The organism is Pseudarthrobacter sp. MDT3-1 (assembly GCF_054510755.1).
In genome coordinates, this window is sequence record NZ_JBTNDX010000013.1 from 60,214 (window position 1) to 76,788 (window position 16,575).

Consider the following 16,575-nt stretch of genomic DNA (forward strand, 5'->3'; position numbering starts at 1 on the left):
GTGTCCTTCGCTGACATGGGAATTGGGCCTTGCGGACAAGCGTACTTCGCTACAGCGCCTTCACCGCGCCCAGCACCTTGGCCAGGGAATCCTTGGCGTCGCCGAAGAGCAGCGAGGTCTGCGGTTCGTACAGGAGCTCGTTCTCAATTCCCGCGAATCCGGGCCGCATGGAGCGTTTCAGGAAGATCACCTGCCGGGCGTCGGCCACTTCCAGGATGGGCATGCCGTAGATCGGCGAGCCGGAGGACGTCTTCGCCGCCGGGTTCACCACGTCGTTGGCGCCCACGACCAAAGCGACGTCGGCCATGCGGAACTCGGAGTTGATCTCGCCCATCTCCTTGAGCGATTCGTACGGCACGTTCGCCTCGGCCAGGAGCACGTTCATGTGCCCCGGCATGCGGCCCGCCACGGGATGGATGGCGAAGTCCACCTCGATGCCGCGGGCTTCGAGGGCCAGGGCCAGCTCGGCCGCGGTGTGCTGGCCCTGCGCCACCGCCAGGCCGTAGCCGGGGACAATGATCACGCGCTGCGCGTAGCCCAGGAGCACCGCCACGTCCTCCGCGCTGGAGGACCTGACGGGACGTTCGCTCACGGCGGTGGACCCCGCCGTCGAACCTCCCTTGAAGGCGCCAAACAGGATGCCTGCCACGCTGCGGCCCATCGCGGCCGCCATGGCCCGAGTGAGGATGGTACCGGAGGCGCCCACCAGCGTGCCGGCCACCACCAGCAGCACATTGCCGAGCACCACTCCGGACGCCGCCACGGCCAGGCCGGTGAACGCGTTCAGGAGCGAGATGACGATGGGCACGTCCGCGCCGCCCACCGGCAGCACCAGCAGCGCACCGGCGGCCAAGCCCAGCACCATCAGCAGCACCGCGAGCGCCAGGGAACCGGTCAGGACGACGGCCACGGCGGTGCCCACGGCGGCGAGCAGCACCGCTGCCATCACCACGGGAAGGCCCGGAAAAACGATGGGACGGGTGGTCATGAGCTCCTGGAGTTTGGCGAAGGTGACCCCGGAGCCCGCGAAGGACACGGCCCCCACCAGCAGGGTGAACGCGATGGCGACGCGGACCCAGGGGTCGGCCGTGTGGCTGAGTTCCAGCAGCGCCACCAGGGCTGCGGCGCCGCCGCCCACGCCGTTGAACAGTGCCACAAGCTGCGGCATCTGTGTCATCTGCACGCGCCGGGCGACCGGAGCGGCCACGGCGGACCCCACCGCGATGGCACCGATGATCCAGGGGATGTTGTCCAGCCGGGCGGAAAGGAAGACCGTGACGACGGCGAGCAGCGCACCGAAGGCACCGATCAGGTTGCCGCGCCGGGCAGTCCGGGGCGAGCTGAGGCCGCGAAGGGCAAGAATGAAGAACACCGCGGCGGCGAGGTAAAGGAGCGAGGTCCAGACCGGATCGAGGAGGGTCACTTTGCTTCCTCCCTGCCGGTTGCTTCCTTGAGCGGGGCTTCCTGGCGGACCACGTCTTTCCGGGCACGGAACATGTGCAGCATCCGGTCCGTCACCACAAAGCCGCCCACCAGGTTGGCGGTGGCCAGCACCACGGCGAGCAGCGCCACCGCCAGGATCCACGGGTCCGCCGCCTGGCCGGCCACGATAATGGCGCCAACAAGGATGATGCCGTGGATGGCGTTGGCGCCGGACATCAGAGGCGTGTGCAGGGTGCTGGAGACCTTGGAAACCACTTCGAAGCCCACAAACACCGCCAGCACGGTGACCGTCAGCAGGCTCATGCCGTCCATCAGATTCCCCCCTCGTTCTGGACCCTGTCGATCTGGAGCCCCTCGATCCGGATCCCGTCGTTCCGGACCCGATCGTCCTGGACCCGGGGCGCATGGTCGGGCAGGGCGGGGACAAGAGCCGCCAGTGCCTCTGCCGTGGGCAGGTGCCGCACCGCGCCGTCGTGCGTGAGGCACGCGCCGGCGATCACGTCGTCCTCGAAATCGGGGGCAACGGTGCCGTCCCGGACCATCAGGGCGAGCAGGTTGGCCACGTTCTTGGCATACAGGCGGGACGCGTCCTGCGCCATCGCGGACGGTGCGTCCTTCAGCCCCACCAGCGTGACGTGGCCCTGCCCGTCGGCGGTCGGAACCAGGATGTCCTCGCCGGGAACAGCGCCCTCGACGTTACCGCCGGACTCCGCAGCGAGGTCGACGACGACGGAGCCGGGGCGCATGCCCTGCACCATTTGGCGGCTCACGAGGAGCGGTGCGCGCCTGCCCGGGACGGCCGCCGTCGTAATCAGGACATCCGCCACGGCGACGTGCGGGGCGAGGAGTTCTCGCTGGAGGGCGCCGCGGTCGGCACTGAGTTCGCGGGCGTAGCCACCCGATGCCTCCGCCGTTTCCAGGTCCAGCTTGATGAACGTGCCGCCCATCGACGCGACCTCGTCAGCGGAGGCGGGCCGGATGTCGTTGGCGGAGACCCGGGCCCCCAGCCGTTTCGCGGTGCCGATGGCCTGCAGCCCGGCAACCCCGGCTCCGAGCACCAGCACGCGGGCCGGCGGGACGGTGCCGGCGGCGGTCATGTACAGCGGAAAGAAGCGCGGGAGCCGGATCGCGGCTTCGAGCACGCAGCGGTAGCCAGCCACCAGGGCCTGGGAGCTGAGTGCGTCCATGGACTGGGCGCGCGAGATGCGGGGCACCAGTTCCAGGGCGAAGGCGGTGACGCCGGCCTCCACGAGCGCCTGCACGGTGGCGAGTTCGGACGACGGCGAGGCCAGGCCAACGGTGACGGCGCCCCTCTTCAGGGCTGCCGCCGTCGGGGGTTCCAGCGGGCGGACGTGGACCAGGACGTTCAGTTCGCCGGGATCCAGGTCCTGGACGATGCGGGCGCCGGCGTCGGCGTAATCGTGGTCTGAGTAGCCGGCGGCGGCCCCTGCTCCTGCCTCGATCAGGACGTCCAGGCCAAGCCCCGCCAGCTGCTTGACCGTTTCCGGCGTGGCGGCCACACGCCGCTCACCCTCATGACGTTCCCGCGGTATGCCCAGTTTCAAACCGCCAACTCCCTTACGGACGAGTGCTGCAGTACCTCTGGCGTTGGCTCCCAGCCGTGGTCCGGCTGTTTCAGGGCGGGGCTTCGAGTAGCGGCACTGCTGCACGTGGTTGGCTAGAGTCTATGGCGCTTTGATGGGATGCGGTGGCTATGTTGCTGCGGGTCAACCGGTTGGCTGTCTTTTGGGGCGTGTCTGCGGCTGCCCCGGGCATCGGTCCGAAGCTTGAAACGCCAGCGAGTGTTTGAATATCCACACATCCGACGATGTTGGTATATTCAAACAATGCGCAATGTTGTAATATTCATACACTTGACAGTGTTGCCATAATCAATTATGAGGAGTGGCATGCCCGCCTTCGAAGCCCGCAGCCCCAAGGAATTCGGCGCCGCAGTAAAGCACGTGCGCACTGGACGCGGATTGACGCAGGAACAGCTGGCGGAGGAACTCGGTATCCCCCGCCTGTATCTTGCGAGCCTTGAGTCCGGTACCCCGACCCTATGGGCCACACGCATGTTCCGGACTCTTCGTCGCCTTGGAATCAGGGTGACCATCAGCTACGACGTTCCCGCAGGATCCACTGGTGCCTGACCACTTGGACGTCTATCTCTACGATGATCACATTGGCACGGTAACGCCCACGCGGCGGGACCGGCGGCAGGTGACATTCACGGTGAACCCTTCATTCGCCGGGGCGCCGGGGCTTCTCAGCGAGGGTTTCTCACTCGTCCCGGGGACAACTGTCGACACCCGGCAGGTCTCCAATTTTCTCGGCGGTTACGCCCCCGAAGGAAACCACCGCATCCAGCTTGCACGTAAAGCCCGCATTGATGAGAGTGACCTGTTCGCATTCCTCAAGAAATACGGGCTAACCATGGCCGGGGCCCTCTCCTTCCGAACCGATTCGCCCGGCGACCATGCCCCCGGCGCTTACCGGCCTCTCAACACGCGAGAAGTGATCCGTAAGCTCGAAACAGCCCAGCGGGACTTTGACCTGGGAAATGAGCCAGACAGCGGCCGCTCGATGCTCCCGGGGTTCCAACCAAAAGTTCTCCTGGCGAAATTCGCTGATGAGTGGGCCTACCCGGAGAATCGGGCGCATTCGACTCACATTCTTAAGCCGCCGCCACCACACCGCCCTGCAACAATCTTCGATGAGTACTACTCCCACGAACTGTCACGACACATGGGTCTGACCAGCTTCCAGAGTGAGCTGGTCACCTACAACCGAGTCACGTTCCTTGCCATCCAGCGATACGACCGCATCGTGGAGGGAGAAGCCGTCCGTCCCATCCATCAGGAGGACGCTGCACAGGCTCTCGGCCTCGACTGGACTGACTCCGCCGTCAAGTTTCAGAATCCCGAGCAGCCCCACTCGCCGCTAAGGCCCACGGCCCGGAAGATCGCGGAACTCTTTGGATCCTTCGGCGACGGGACAGATCTGGAGATTTGGTTGCAACACCTGGTCTACAACGTGATCATCGGCAATCATGACGCGCACGCGAAAAACGCCTCCATAGTTCATGATCCGAAGGGGGATTCACGGATCGCCGACCTCTACGACGCCGTCCCCATTCTGCACATTAACGACGATCCGTCGCGGATCGGTTCACGGAAGATTGGCGACGAGCTGTCGTTGGCGATCGGCGATGAGTTCAACCACCACCGGATCACCCTTGATCATTTCTACGCCGAAGCCGCCAGCTGGGGTGGAATAGGAAAACGACGCACCGAGTCGGTCATTCGCGACACGCTTGCCCGCCTGGCTGTTGCCCTGAACGAAACGCCGGTCATTTCCGGCGGCAGCCCCGCTCTCCGGGACAGGATCGGCTATAACCTCGACCGGATTGAATCCGGAAAGTCGATCGGAAAGCCAAAAAGGCCGATCGCCGCCTGGTCGAAACGCGCCTGACCTTACGGAGGCTACCGCCGGGCGGTCAGGTCCGCCGAGACGAGCTTCGCGGTAGCCACGATTCCCCGGGTCACTGCGGCCAGATACGCTTCCGGGTCCGGCTGGGCTGCTACCGACTGGGCCTGGAGGGACACGTTAACCGCGGCCACCACTTTGGTTGGCCCGTCGTACACGGGAGCGGCAACGGACATCAGCCCGATTTCAAGCTCCTGGTCCAGCAGGCACCAGCCCTGGGCGCGGACGGTTTCCAGCACCACCAGCAGCTCGGGGACAGTGCCCAGCCCGCGCGGCGTCAGCGGTTTAATCTCCGCCGCTTCCAGGTAGTCCTTCAGTCCGGCGGGCGGCAGGGCCGCGAGCAGCACCCTGCCCATGGACGTGGCATAGGCCGGGAACCGCGTGCCGACGGTGATGCCCACGTTCATGATGCGGCGTGTGGTCACCCGGGCGACGTAGGCGATGTCCGTGCCGTCCAGCACCGCCGCAGATGTGGATTCGCCCAGCTTGAGGGACAGTTCCTCCAAGTGGGGCTGGGCCAGCTGCGGCAGGGACAGCCCGCTGAGGTAGGCGTAGCCGAGCTGCAGCACCTTGGCCGTGAGCGCAAACGTTTTGCCGTCGGTCCGTACGTAGTCCAGCTCAACGAGGGTGTGCAGGAAGCGCCGGGCCGTGGCTCTGGTCAGGTCCGTCCGGGCAGCCACCTCGGTGAGGGTCATGACCGGGTGGTCGGTATCAAAGGCGCGGATCACGGCCAGCCCGCGCGCCAGCGACTGCACGTACTGGTCACTCGCCTGCGGGGCGGCCCGTGAGTCTGCGGGTGCATTGGTCATGGTTACCAATCCTATTCGGCGCTTGAGTGCCAGTTCGCGCCCCGTGGGTTAGAGCGCGACGGCGGCGGCTGACTTGAGCGGCACGGGCACCAGTTCCTGGAGTTCCTCGAAGGTGCAGCCGAACGTCTCGCGGACTGTGACGCCGTCGGGCCCGGTGAGGAAGACGGCCTTGTCCGTGTACACGCGGGTCACGCAGCCCACGCCGGTGAGCGGGTACGTGCACGCGTCCACGATCTTCGACGCGCCGTCGCGGGTCAGGAGCGTCATCATCACAAAGACGTCCTTGGCACCCGTGGCGAGGTCCATCGCGCCGCCCACAGCCGGGATGGCGTCCGGGGCGCCGGTGTGCCAGTTGGCGAGGTCGCCCGTGGCCGAGACCTGGAATGCGCCAAGCACGCAGATATCCAGGTGGCCGCCGCGCATGATCGCGAATGAATCCGCGTGGTGGAAGTAGGATGCCCCGGGCAGCTCGGTGACAGGGATCTTGCCGGCGTTGATGAGGTCGCCGTCGATGTCGTCACCCACGGCTTCCGGGCCCATGCCCAGCATGCCGTTCTCCGTGTGGAGCGTGATGTTCTGCTCCGGCTTGAGGTAGTTGGAGACCAGGGTGGGCTGGCCGATGCCCAGGTTCACGAAGGAACCCGGCGCGATGTCGCGGGCCACCAGTTCCGCGAGCTGATCGCGGCCAAGCGGCTTGTCGGACGTCTGAATGCTGGCCTGGCTGTTGGTCTGTGCGCTCATGTTCAGGCCACCTTCACGATGCTGTTGACGTAGATTCCGGGGGTCACAACGTTTTCGGGATCGAGCCCCCCGGTGGGGACGATCTCGGACACCTGGACCACCGTGTGCTTCGCGGCGGCGGCCATGATGGGACCGAAGTTCCGCGCGGTCTTGCGGTACACGAGGTTCCCCACGCCGTCGGCCTTCAGTGCCTTGATCAGCGCGACGTCGGCGAGGATGGGCGTTTCGAAAACCTGGCCGCGGCCGTCAATAATGCGGGTTTCCTTGCCCTCGGCCAGCATGGTGCCGTAGCCGGTGGGCGTGAAGAACCCGCCGATACCGGCACCGGCGGCGCGGATCCGCTCGGCCAGATTGCCTTGCGGCACCAGTTCCAGCTCGATCTCGCCAGCGTGGAACTTGGCGTCGAAGTGCCACGAATCGGACTGCCGCGGGAAGGAGCAGATCATCTTCTTCACCCTGCCTTCCTTGATCAGCAGTGCGAGGCCCTGATCGCCCTGGCCGGCGTTGTTGTTCACCACGGTCAGGTCCTTGGCGCCGCAGTCCATCAGCGCGTCGATCAGTTCGAACGGCTGGCCGGCGTTGCCGAACCCGCCGATCATCACAGTGGAGCCGTCCTTGATGCCGGCAACGGCGTCGGCCACGGTATCTACAAAAGTCAGCATCTCTTAGCCCTTCACTGGTTTTGCCGGCGGGGCGGCGGTGACGTTTTCGAGGACGACGGCGAGGCCCTGGCCCACGCCGATGCAGATGGCGGCGACGCCCCACCGCTCACCGGAGGCCTGCAGGGACCGGGCGAGGGTGCCCAGGATCCGGGTGCCGGACGCTCCCAGCGGGTGGCCCATGGCGAGTGCGCCGCCGTGGCGGTTCACGATGGTGGGGTCGATGTCCCAGGCGTTGATGCAGGCCAGTGACTGTGCGGCGAACGCTTCGTTAAGTTCGACGGCGCCCACCTGGTCCCAGCCGATGCCCGCCTTCGCGAGGGCCTTGTTCGCGGCCTCCACCGGGGCGTAACCGAAGAACTGGGGGTCGTTGCCGTGCGCGCCGCGGCCGGCGATGCGGGCCAGCGGTTCGAGCCCGAGCAGCCCGGCGGCGTTCTCGGAGCCGATCCAGGCCGCGGAGGCGCCGTCGGACAGCGGGGAAGCGTTCCCGGCGGTGACGGTGCCGTTCTCGGTGCGGAACACGGTCTTCAGCCCGGCCAGCTTCTCTGCCGAGGACCCGGCGCGGATGCCCTCGTCCCGGACCAGGTCGGTGCCGGGGACCGGTGCGACGAGGTTGTCGTAGAAGCCCTCGTCCCAGGCGGCGGCGGAGAGGTTGTGCGAGTTCGCCGCGAACTCGTCCTGGGCCTCGCGGGTGACGCCGTATTTCTCGCGGAGCCTCTCGGTGGCCTCGCCGAGGGAGATTGTCCACTCCTTGGGCATGGCCTTGTTCACCAGCCGCCAGCCCAGCGTGGTGGACGCCAGGGTCATGTCCCCGGCCGGGTAGGGCTTCTCCGTCTTAGGCAGGACCCAAGGGGCGCGGGACATCGACTCGGCGCCGCCCACGAGCATCAACTCGGCGTCGCCGGCGTTGATCTGGCGCGAGGCGATGATCGCCGCGTCCAGGGAGGAACCGCAGAGCCGGTTCACGGACGTGCCCGGGATCGAGACCGGCAAGCCGGCCAGCAGCGTGCCCATCCGGGCGATATTCCGGTTCTCCTCGCCCGCGCCGTTGGCGTTGCCAAACACGACCTCGTCAATCCGCTCGGGATCCAGCCCGGGGGCCCGCTTCACGGATTCGGTGATGACGTGGGCGGCAAGGTCATCCGGGCGGACGGCGGCAAGGCCGGAGCCGAACTTGCCGAACGGGGTGCGCACGGCGTCGTACACAAAAGCCTGATTCATAACTGGTCCTCAAAATTCTGCGCGGTTCCCAACTAGGTAGCACGAACTGTCGTTTTGAGGGCTCATAACGACAGTTAGTGCTACCTAGTTGGGTGGGTGGGCTAGTGGGGTGGGGTGGGCGCGTTATCCGGGGTGGTGGGTGGGGTGGCGGCGTCCAGTTCTTGGAATACCTGCTGGGCGGTCTTGAAGGCTGTGTTGGCGGAGGGAACTCCGCAGTAGATGGCGGTCTGCAGCAGGATTTCCTTGATCTCGTCCCGGCTCAGGCCGTTGGTGATGGCCGCGCGGATGTGCATGGCCAGCTCTTCCCAGTGCCCGTGCGCCACCATCGCGGTGATGGTCACGGCCGAGCGCATCTGCCGCGAGATGCCCGGCCGGGTCCAGATGCCACCCCACGCGATCCGCGTGATCATGTCCTGGAAGTCGTCGGTGAATTCGTCCTTGTTGGCGTTGGCCCGGTCCACGTGCGCGGCGCCCAACACTTCGCGGCGGACCACCATGCCGCCGTCGTAAATCTGCTGGCTGGTGGCGTCCGGCTGGACGACGCCGTGCCGTTCATCGCCCGGAAGTTCTGCGCCGCTCATTTGGCTGCTCCACGGGATTCGCTCCAGGTGATGAGGCTCCGCAGCAGGTCAGCAACGTGGGCGGGCGCCTCGGCCGGGGCCAGGTGGGCCACTCCCCCGAGCGTCACGGCGTTCGCAGTGCCGCCCCCGGCGGTAATGCCGGCAACAATTTCTTCCGCGAACGACGGCGGCACAACAGTGTCTGCCGCACCCGCCACTGCCTGGGTGGGGACGGTGATGCTGCCGAGTTCGGCACGGACGTCAAAGCCGGCAAGGGCTTCGCAGCAGAAAGCGTAGCTGAAGCGGTCGGTGTCGCGGAGGGCATGCAGGAGCCGGCTGCTCCGCTCGGGCTCACGGTCCATAAAGCCCGGCGCGAACCAGCGCTGCGCGGAGCCCTGGATCATCACGGGAGTGCCCTGGCTGCGCACGGTTTCGGCACGTTCCAGCCACGCCTCGGGGGTGCTGATCTTGGCCCCGGCGCACTGGATGGACAGGCTCTTGAGGCGTTCGCCGTGCTTGATGCCCAGCTGCAGGCCGGTGGCACCGCCGAGCGAAACCCCGGCGTAGTGGAAGACTTCGCCCGGGGCGATCGAGTCCACCAGGTCCACCACTGAATCCGCCAGGCCCGCGACGTCGAAGGTCTCGGTTGCGGCGGGTGAGACGCCGTGCCCGGGCAGGTCCCAGGCCACCACGTCGTAGTCGTTGCTGAGCAGGGTGGCCGCGTCGGACCACAGGACGGAGGACGTACCCAGTGATGGTCCAACCACCAGCAGGGGACGATCGCCAAAAGCCCGTTCGGGCGACAGCAGAACTGCCTTCAGGGTCGGTTTAGCCACGGTTGGCTCCGTTCTGGGTAGGTTTGGAAAAGTCGGGGTACGCGGCCAGGATGCGTCGCGATATTTCGGCTGCCTGGCCCAGGTAGCTGGCCGGGTCCAGGAGTTCGTCGAGCCGCAGATCGGTGAGCACGCCCGCCGGGATAGCCTCGCGGAGCAGCCGGCGGTAGGTGGCGCCCTGCTCGGCGGCGGGCGCCTGGAGCGCCCGGTCCACCACGGCCTGCAGCTGCTCCTTCCCGCTGCGGCCATCCTGTTCGGCCAGCAGCGGGGCAACTGCGGCGCCCACGCCTTCGGCCAGCAGCAACGGGCCGGCGAGCTCGAGGTTGCGGCGCATGGCGTCGGGGAAAACCTGCAGGCCCTCGGCAAGTTCCCGCAGGTGCCCGGCCGCGCCAAGTGCCAGGCGGAGAAGCTGGCGCAGGGCCGGCCATTCCGTATGCCAGGCGGCGTCGGGGCGTTCGTCGTTGAAGTTGGCGGCGGCCAGGTGCAGCTGGGCCACCAGCTGCGGCGCCTGGAGTGCGGCGCTGCGGATGAGAACCGACAACACGGGGTTCTGCTTCTGCGGCATGGCCGAGGAGACGCCGCGTCCGGCGGCGCGCGGTTCGCCGAGCTCGGCCACCTCGGGCCGGCTCAGGAACAGAACGTCGGTGGCGATCTTGCCGGCGGCATCCAGCGCCGAGGCCAGGGCATGTCCGAGGGACGTGACGGCCAGACGGTTGGTGTGCCAGGGCGCGGGCGCCGCGGCCAGGCCCAGTTGCCGGGCCAGTGAGTCGGCCAGATCAAAGGGGCTGGTGGCCGAGCCGGAAGTGAGCACGGTTCCGGCGGCCAATGTTCCGGCCGCCCCGCCGAACTGCACCGGGAACTGCACGGTGCCCAGCTGCCGGCCCGCGGCGGCCAGCCCATGGAACCACTGCGCCGCCCGCAGCCCGAACGTATACGGAAGCGAGTGCTGGGTCAGGCTCCTGCCCACGCCCAGCGTGTCCGCATGCTGCTCCGCCAAGGAGGCGAGCGCCGCCGTCGTGCATTTCAGGTCCGCAAGCACCGCCTCAACGGTGTTGCGCGCGAGCAGCATCAGAGCCGTGTCCAGAACGTCCTGGCTGGTCAGCGACGCGTGGACCGCCTTTACTGCGCCGATGCGGGCACCGTCCAACGCCGAGACATGCGTCCGCAGATCTGCCAGCAGCGGGATGACGGGGTTGCCGCCGCCCTGGGCCCGGAGCGCGATGTCTGCTGCGTCGTACCGCCCCGCCTCGGCGGCGGAGGCCACGACGGCGGCGGAACCGGCAGGCGCCAGGCCCGCCTTCTCCAGCACGGCGGCCCAGCCGGACTCGACGGCGAGGATCGCCGCCAGCACCGTGCGGTCACCGGTCAGCGCCGTCACCAGGGGCGACGCCGAGACAGGACTGAGCAGGCCGACGTCGCCGTCCGCAGCGGTTCCGAAGTGGCCGGTACCTTCCATGCCGGCGGCGTCCGTCACTGGAAGTCCAGGAAGACTGTTTCGCCCTCGCCCTGCAGGCGGATGTCCCAGGTGAGTCCGCCGTCGGGATCGCGGCGGGCCATGAGGGTCTTGCGGCGGTCCGGGTCCAGGGAGCTGAGCAGCGGGTCCTTGGCGAGGGCTTCCTCGTTTTCCGGCAGGTACATGCGGGTGAAAAGCCGGTTCATCAGGCCGCGGGCAAATACGGCCACGGAGATGAAGGGTGCGGCACCGGGTCCGGTGGGGCCGGGGTTCACGGTGGTGAAGGTGTACACGCCGGAGTGGCCCACGGACGCGCGGCCCCAGCCGGTGAAGGTGTAGCCGTCGCGGACCAGGGAGCCGGTCTGCTGCACGATCCTGCCGTCGGCGTCGGGCTGCCAGATCTCCAGGATGGCGTCCGGGATGGTCTCCCCGGCGCCGTCGTAAACGGTGCCCTGGAGGCGGAGGGAACCGGGCGAGCCGGGAGCCAGGAGTTCGTTGTCCTTCTCGAACGGCAGGGCGTAACCGTAGAACGGGCCGACGGTCTGGCCGGGGGTGGGAACAAGATTGGTGGTTGTGCTCATGTTATTCCTCGTCTCCTGCTGCGCCGAGCGCCTCGTTTTCGGTCCAGGTCCGCTTGGAACCGGTGAGGACGATGTCCCAGTTGTAGCCCAGCGCCCACTCCGGCTCGGTCAGGTTGTGGTCGTAGCTGGCCACCAGCCGGTCGCGGGCGTCCTGGTCCACGATGGACTGGTAGATGGGGTCCAGCGGGAAGAGCTGGTCCCCGGGGAAGTACATCTGCGTGACGATCCGCTGCGTGAACTCCGTGCCGAACATGGAGAAGTGGATGTGGGCCGGCCGCCAGGCGTTGACGTGGTTCTTCCATGGGTAGGCGCCGGGCTTGATGGTGGTGAACCGGTACGAGCCGTCCGGGCCGGTGATGCAGCGGCCCACTCCGGTGAAGTTGGGGTCCAGCGGCGCCGGGTGCTGGTCGCGTTTGTGGATGTAGCGGCCGGACGCGTTGGCCTGCCAGATTTCCACGAGCTGCCCGGCCACGGGGCGGCCGTCGCCGTCCAGGACCTTGCCGGCCACGATGATCCGCTCGCCCTGGGGTTCGCCGTTGTGCTGGATGGTCAGGTCCGATTCCAGGGCGTGCACGTCCTGGTGGCCGAACGCCGGCGAGTACAGCTCAATGGTTTCCGGGTCCGCGTGGTGCAGGCTTTTGGTGGGGTGCCGCAGGATGCTGCTGCGGTATGGCGCGTAGTCCAGCCGGGGCTGGGTCTCGGCCGAGGCGCCGTCCTTGAGCGCCCGCGCGTAGGCATCGCCCATGGCGTTTATCTCTGCACTGAGATCCTGCTGTGTCTCCACTGCGGCCTCCTCTTCTCTGGTTGTTGCTTCTGAGTGGTGGTGCTGTCTTTACCGGTGCTGCAGGTGGTCGTACTGGACTGCGTGGCGCACGGGGGCGTTGGGGGCGCCGTAGCCGTCGTAGGCCGCGCGGCGTTCCACCATTTCGAAGAACACACTGCCCACGGTGGCCGTGTAGAAGTGGAGGAATTCGCCATCCGCGTCCCGGTCGTACAGCAGGTTCAGTTCCTGCAGCGTGGCCAGGAAGTCCGGTACCAGCCCGAAGCGTGCGTCCAGGTCCTCGTAATAGTTGGCCGGGATCTGCAGGAACTCCAGCCCGCGGGCCTTGCAGTCCCTGGCGGTGGCCACCAGGTCATCCACGGCGAAGGCGATGTGTTCCTGGTAGGTCCTGCGCTGCTGGTTCAGCGGCGCCAGGTTCAGCACCAGCCGCACGGCGCGGTCCCCGGTGGCCATGACCTGCGAGCGGACCAGGCCGGTGGGGCTGGGCACCTCCGCGAACGGCTGCGGCTCCAGGGCCAGGGCGCTTGTGTAGAAGAGGACGGCCTCGTCGAAATGCTGCCACGGCTGCGCCAGGTTGACGTGGTCGATCACGGCGGAGGGTCCGGCGGCTGGCTTTTCGAGCCCCTCCCCGAATTCGCTGGTCCAGGCCGCGGTGCCGTCGGACGTGCCCTGGCACAGGAAGATCTCCGTGGAATCCGGGGCGGCGAAGCCCTGGAACACTTCCTCGTTGGCCTGGCTCTTGCGCGGGACCGCGGGGGCCTTCAGCTGCTGGGCGCGGGCAGCGGCAATCACAGGGGAGGCGACGTCAAAGCCAAGGGCACCAATGGCAGGAGCGGTGGCGGGCGACGCATCCCCCGCTGACGTGCCCACCGTTGAGTCGTCCCCGTCTGCTGGTGCGGCCTCGTTGATGATCACCCGGGCGTGGCCCAGGCTCCAGAGCTGCACGTCCTTGGTGCGGTGCCGGCCGTTGAACTCGAAGCCCAGCTGGCCCAGGACGGTTTCCAGTCCTTTGGTGTCCGCGGCCCTGACTTCGGCGAAGTTGTAGCCTGCCGGTTCGGCTACCTGCGGGAGCGTGGCGAGTTCCATTGGATAACGACGGCGGCCGGGGGCACGGGTGCCAGCGGCACCCGTGCCCGTCTCGCCGTCAGAAGCAGCATCCAGCCACTTGGCGCTCTGCTCCTCCAGCCAGATGAGCGAGCGCATGGCGTCGACGGCGGTGCGCTCCACATCCGACTGGCGGAAGACGTCGTTGAAGATTTCCAGCGACACCGGGCCGCTGTACCCTGCCCGGACCACGTGGCCCATGAACTTGGCGAGCTCGAACTGGCCCTCGCCCGGGAAAACCCGGTAGTGCCGGCTCCAGGAGAGGACGTCCATGGAGAGCTTGGGGGCGTCCGCCACCTGGACGAAGAAGATCTTTTCCGGGTTGAAGGCCTCGATGGGGGCGGTATCCCAGTTGCGAGAGAGGATGTGGAAGGAGTCCAGGCACGTGCCCAGGTTGGGGTGGTCCACGGCTTCCACCAGCTTGTGGGCGTGCTCGTAGTCGCTGACGTACTTGCCCCAGGCCAGGGCCTCGTAGGCCGCCTTGACGCCGTGGTCCCCGGCCAGCGCAGCCAGTTGGCCGAGCTGTTCCACCCGGAGGTCGTCGCTGTCGATGCCGGCGGTGGCCACATTCGAGCAGACCAGGACGGTGTCCATGCCCAGCCGCGCCATGAGCTTGAATTTGGCTTCGGCACGCCGGAGGTTGGCGGCCAGGAGGTCTTCGGACACGCTGTCGAAGTCGCGGAACGGCTGGTAAAGATCCAGCGTGAGGCCGAGGTCCGCCGCCATCTTGCGGACGTCCTCGGGCGTGAGCGGCGACGTGACCAGGTCCTGCTCGAAGATTTCGATCCCGTCAAAGCCGGCGATGGCGCAGGCCTGCATCTTTTCCTTCAGGGTGCCGGAGAGGCAGACCGTAGCGATTCCGGTGCGCATCAGGCAGCCACCTCTTCCTTGGCCACAAGCTCCAGGAAGTGGCCGCGCATACGGTCAGCGTCGGCTTCCTGCCCGGTGAAAATCCGGAAAGAGTCCGCCGCCTGGCCCACGGCCATGCGGCCGCCGTCCAGGACCTCGCAGCCTTTGGCGCGGGCGCCGCGGACCAGTTCGGTGTCGATCGGGCGGTAGACGATGTCCGCCACCCAGTGCCGTGTTTCCAGCAGGTCCAGGTCCAGCGGGACGCCCGGGTGGGCGGCCATGCCCACGGGCGTGCAGTGCACCAGACCGTCGGCCAAGTGCATCAACTGCGGCAGCTCCGCCGTCGTACGCGCTGTGACGGTGCGGCCCGGGAAGAAGCCGGCCAGCTCGGCGGCGCGTGCCGCGCAGCGGGCGGGGTCCACATCCACCAGGTCCAGCGCCTTCACGCCGGCCGTGAGCAGGGCATAGGCGACGGCGGACCCAGCACCTCCCGCGCCAAGCTGGACCACGCGGTCCAGCCGCGCGCCCGGAAGGCCGGAGGCAAGCGCGGCGGCGAAGCCGGAGAAGTCGGTGTTGTGGCCGATGAAACGGCCGTCCTCGATGACGACTGTGTTGACGGCCCCGAGCCTGAGTGCATCCGGCGAAACCTCGTCCAGGTGCGCCAGCACAAGCTGCTTGCACGGATGGGTGATGTTCAGGCCGTTGAAGCCCAGGCTGCGGGCACTCTTGAGCAGATCCCCCACGGCATCGCCGGAAAGCCCGAGCTCCAGCAGGTCAATGGGGCGGTAGAGGTAGCGCAGGCCCTGCACATCGCCTTCGCGTTCGTGCATGGGGGGAGTGAGTGACGGCATCACGCCATCGCCGACCAGTCCCACGAGGTAGGACTCAGTTTGATTGCTCATCCGGGCAGCTCCTTTTGATACGGCACCCGGCGGGCAGCGGCGCTCGAGGCGTCTGCGGCGGGTCGGGTGATAGGGATTACAGTACAACACTTGTTCACTTCTCGCACGATTGTTCTAGATGCGAACATTTTGGAGTTATTTACCGTTGCGGCAAGCGCGCTGCCAGCTCCGCCGCGGCATCGTGCAGCAGGGGCACATGGGCCAGCAGGGCTTCCATGCTGAGGCGGAACACGGGAACGGCGGTGGCAAGGGAGGCGAAGGCGTGGCCCTGAGAATTGAGCAGCGGCACGGCCACGGCGCGCATGCCGTTCTCGTTCTCCTCATCCATCACGGCATACCCCTGGCGGCGAACCAGTTCCATTTCGGCGCGGAAGGCACCCCGGTCCGTGATGGTGTGTTCGGTGAGCGCTTCCAACTGGAGCTCCTCGATCAGGGCTTCCCGCTCCGCGTCCTCGGCAAACGCCACGAGGGCCTTGCCCACGGCGGTTGCATGCAGGGCGCCAAGGTGGCCGGGGTCGCTGGTGACGCGAAACGCCTGGGGGCCGTCAACCTTGTTAACGGTGAGGTGATGATGGCCGTCGCGGACGCTGAGGATGGTGGCCTCCCCCGTCTGCTCGGTGACGCGACGCAGCACCGGCAGGGCCGTGCCGGCAAATCCGTGATGATTGGAGACCCGCTGCCCCAGCTGGAAGATGCGGAGGCCCAGGTGGTAGCGGCGGCCGTCCGGCTCATAGTCCACAAAGCCGTCGCGCGTCAGGGAACCCAGGAGGCGGTAGGTAGTGCTGAACGGAAGTTCGGCCCGGCGCGAGATCTCCGCGGCGCTGGCACCGCGGGGTTCGTCGCCCAGGAGGACCAGCAGGCCCAGGGCCTTGCCCACCATGTCGGTACGGTCACCCTTGGGCGGCTGTGACTCGGCGGCAACGTCATCGACTGCTGTGGTTTGATTCACACTCATACGTCGATGTTGCCACATCGTGGGAACTATTTCTAGATGGTGATTATTTTCTTGACAGGTGACTGCGCTCACAGCCATCATTGCTGTATCGCACAAGTAGCTCCCACCATGTGGCTACTGGTCCGGGTCTTTCAACGGACACCAGCCGCACCGCGCTCCGCCATCACTCAGGCAGGTGCGGCTGCGCCCTCCAGA

17 protein-coding genes are annotated in these 16,575 nt (G+C 67.2%); 2 read left to right on the forward strand and 15 right to left on the reverse strand.

Annotation, left to right across the window (positions count from 1 at the left end; translation table 11 throughout):
* Positions 1-49 precede the first annotated feature (49 nt).
* Genes ACX80X_RS11980 through ACX80X_RS11990 form a run of 3 tightly spaced genes read right to left on the reverse strand, consistent with a single transcriptional unit; the run spans position 50 to position 3,008 of the window.
* Positions 50-1,423 carry an NAD(P)(+) transhydrogenase (Re/Si-specific) subunit beta gene (locus ACX80X_RS11980; RefSeq protein ID WP_252599652.1) on the reverse strand — a complete coding sequence of 458 codons (1,374 nt, stop codon included), beginning with the start codon at positions 1,421-1,423 and terminating at the stop codon, positions 50-52.
* Positions 1,420-1,755: an NAD(P) transhydrogenase subunit alpha part 2 gene (locus tag ACX80X_RS11985; RefSeq protein WP_252599653.1), complete on the reverse strand. Its 336-nt coding sequence runs from the start codon at positions 1,753-1,755 to the stop codon at positions 1,420-1,422. Before ACX80X_RS11985 ends, ACX80X_RS11980 begins: the two co-directional genes overlap by 4 nt.
* Complete coding sequence (locus ACX80X_RS11990) at positions 1,755-3,008, reverse strand: Re/Si-specific NAD(P)(+) transhydrogenase subunit alpha (RefSeq protein ID WP_252599654.1); 1,254 nt, start codon at positions 3,006-3,008, stop codon at positions 1,755-1,757. Before ACX80X_RS11990 ends, ACX80X_RS11985 begins: the two co-directional genes overlap by 1 nt.
* 345 nt (positions 3,009-3,353) lie before the next feature.
* On the opposite strand from ACX80X_RS11990, the gene ACX80X_RS11995 reads away from it, so the two are divergent.
* Together ACX80X_RS11995 and ACX80X_RS12000 are read left to right on the forward strand one after the other, a co-directional pair.
* Positions 3,354-3,596: a helix-turn-helix transcriptional regulator gene (locus ACX80X_RS11995; RefSeq protein ID WP_252614520.1), complete on the forward strand. Its 243-nt coding sequence runs from the start codon at positions 3,354-3,356 to the stop codon at positions 3,594-3,596.
* Positions 3,597-3,600: 4 nt separating this feature from the next.
* Positions 3,601-4,917, forward strand: coding sequence for a HipA domain-containing protein (locus tag ACX80X_RS12000; RefSeq protein ID WP_256476833.1), 1,317 nt, complete (start codon positions 3,601-3,603; stop codon positions 4,915-4,917).
* Between the two features lie 11 nt (positions 4,918-4,928).
* On the opposite strand, the gene ACX80X_RS12005 is transcribed toward ACX80X_RS12000, so the two are convergent.
* From ACX80X_RS12005 to ACX80X_RS12060, 12 genes are all read right to left on the reverse strand, one after another.
* Entirely contained in the window at positions 4,929-5,741 is an 813-nt protein-coding gene (locus ACX80X_RS12005) for an IclR family transcriptional regulator domain-containing protein (protein WP_252611496.1), read from the reverse strand.
* A gap of 48 nt (positions 5,742-5,789) precedes the next feature.
* Complete coding sequence (locus tag ACX80X_RS12010) at positions 5,790-6,482, reverse strand: 3-oxoacid CoA-transferase subunit B (RefSeq protein ID WP_252599658.1); 693 nt, start codon at positions 6,480-6,482, stop codon at positions 5,790-5,792.
* A 2-nt stretch (positions 6,483-6,484) separates the two neighbouring features.
* Positions 6,485-7,144: a 3-oxoacid CoA-transferase subunit A gene (locus ACX80X_RS12015; protein ID WP_252611494.1), complete on the reverse strand. Its 660-nt coding sequence runs from the start codon at positions 7,142-7,144 to the stop codon at positions 6,485-6,487.
* 3 nt (positions 7,145-7,147) lie between these two features.
* Positions 7,148-8,362: a thiolase family protein gene (locus ACX80X_RS12020; RefSeq protein WP_252599660.1), complete on the reverse strand. Its 1,215-nt coding sequence runs from the start codon at positions 8,360-8,362 to the stop codon at positions 7,148-7,150.
* Positions 8,363-8,463: 101 nt separating this feature from the next.
* Positions 8,464-8,943 carry a 4-carboxymuconolactone decarboxylase gene (pcaC, locus tag ACX80X_RS12025; protein WP_252599661.1) on the reverse strand — a complete coding sequence of 160 codons (480 nt, stop codon included), beginning with the start codon at positions 8,941-8,943 and terminating at the stop codon, positions 8,464-8,466.
* Positions 8,940-9,758 (reverse strand): alpha/beta fold hydrolase, encoded by an 819-nt coding sequence (locus ACX80X_RS12030; RefSeq protein ID WP_252611492.1) that lies wholly within the window; start codon positions 9,756-9,758, stop codon positions 8,940-8,942. Before ACX80X_RS12030 ends, pcaC begins: the two co-directional genes overlap by 4 nt.
* Complete coding sequence (locus ACX80X_RS12035) at positions 9,751-11,211, reverse strand: lyase family protein (protein WP_459309731.1); 1,461 nt, start codon at positions 11,209-11,211, stop codon at positions 9,751-9,753. Before ACX80X_RS12035 ends, ACX80X_RS12030 begins: the two co-directional genes overlap by 8 nt.
* Positions 11,212-11,225: 14 nt before the next feature.
* Positions 11,226-11,789: a protocatechuate 3,4-dioxygenase subunit alpha gene (gene pcaG, locus ACX80X_RS12040; RefSeq protein WP_252599663.1), complete on the reverse strand. Its 564-nt coding sequence runs from the start codon at positions 11,787-11,789 to the stop codon at positions 11,226-11,228.
* A gap of 1 nt (position 11,790) precedes the next feature.
* A complete protein-coding gene (gene pcaH, locus ACX80X_RS12045) occupies positions 11,791-12,573 on the reverse strand; it encodes a protocatechuate 3,4-dioxygenase subunit beta (RefSeq protein ID WP_252599664.1) in 783 nt (260 codons plus the stop codon).
* Positions 12,574-12,621: 48 nt separating this feature from the next.
* On the reverse strand, positions 12,622-14,544 hold the full coding sequence (locus ACX80X_RS12050; RefSeq protein ID WP_459312179.1) for a bifunctional sugar phosphate isomerase/epimerase/4-hydroxyphenylpyruvate dioxygenase family protein: 1,923 nt from the start codon (positions 14,542-14,544) through the stop codon (positions 12,622-12,624).
* Positions 14,544-15,425, reverse strand: coding sequence for a shikimate dehydrogenase (locus ACX80X_RS12055; protein WP_459312181.1), 882 nt, complete (start codon positions 15,423-15,425; stop codon positions 14,544-14,546). The genes ACX80X_RS12050 and ACX80X_RS12055 overlap by 1 nt, the downstream gene beginning before the upstream one ends.
* Before the next feature lie 139 nt (positions 15,426-15,564).
* Complete coding sequence (locus ACX80X_RS12060) at positions 15,565-16,380, reverse strand: IclR family transcriptional regulator (protein WP_252611484.1); 816 nt, start codon at positions 16,378-16,380, stop codon at positions 15,565-15,567.
* Positions 16,381-16,575: the final 195 nt, after the last annotated feature.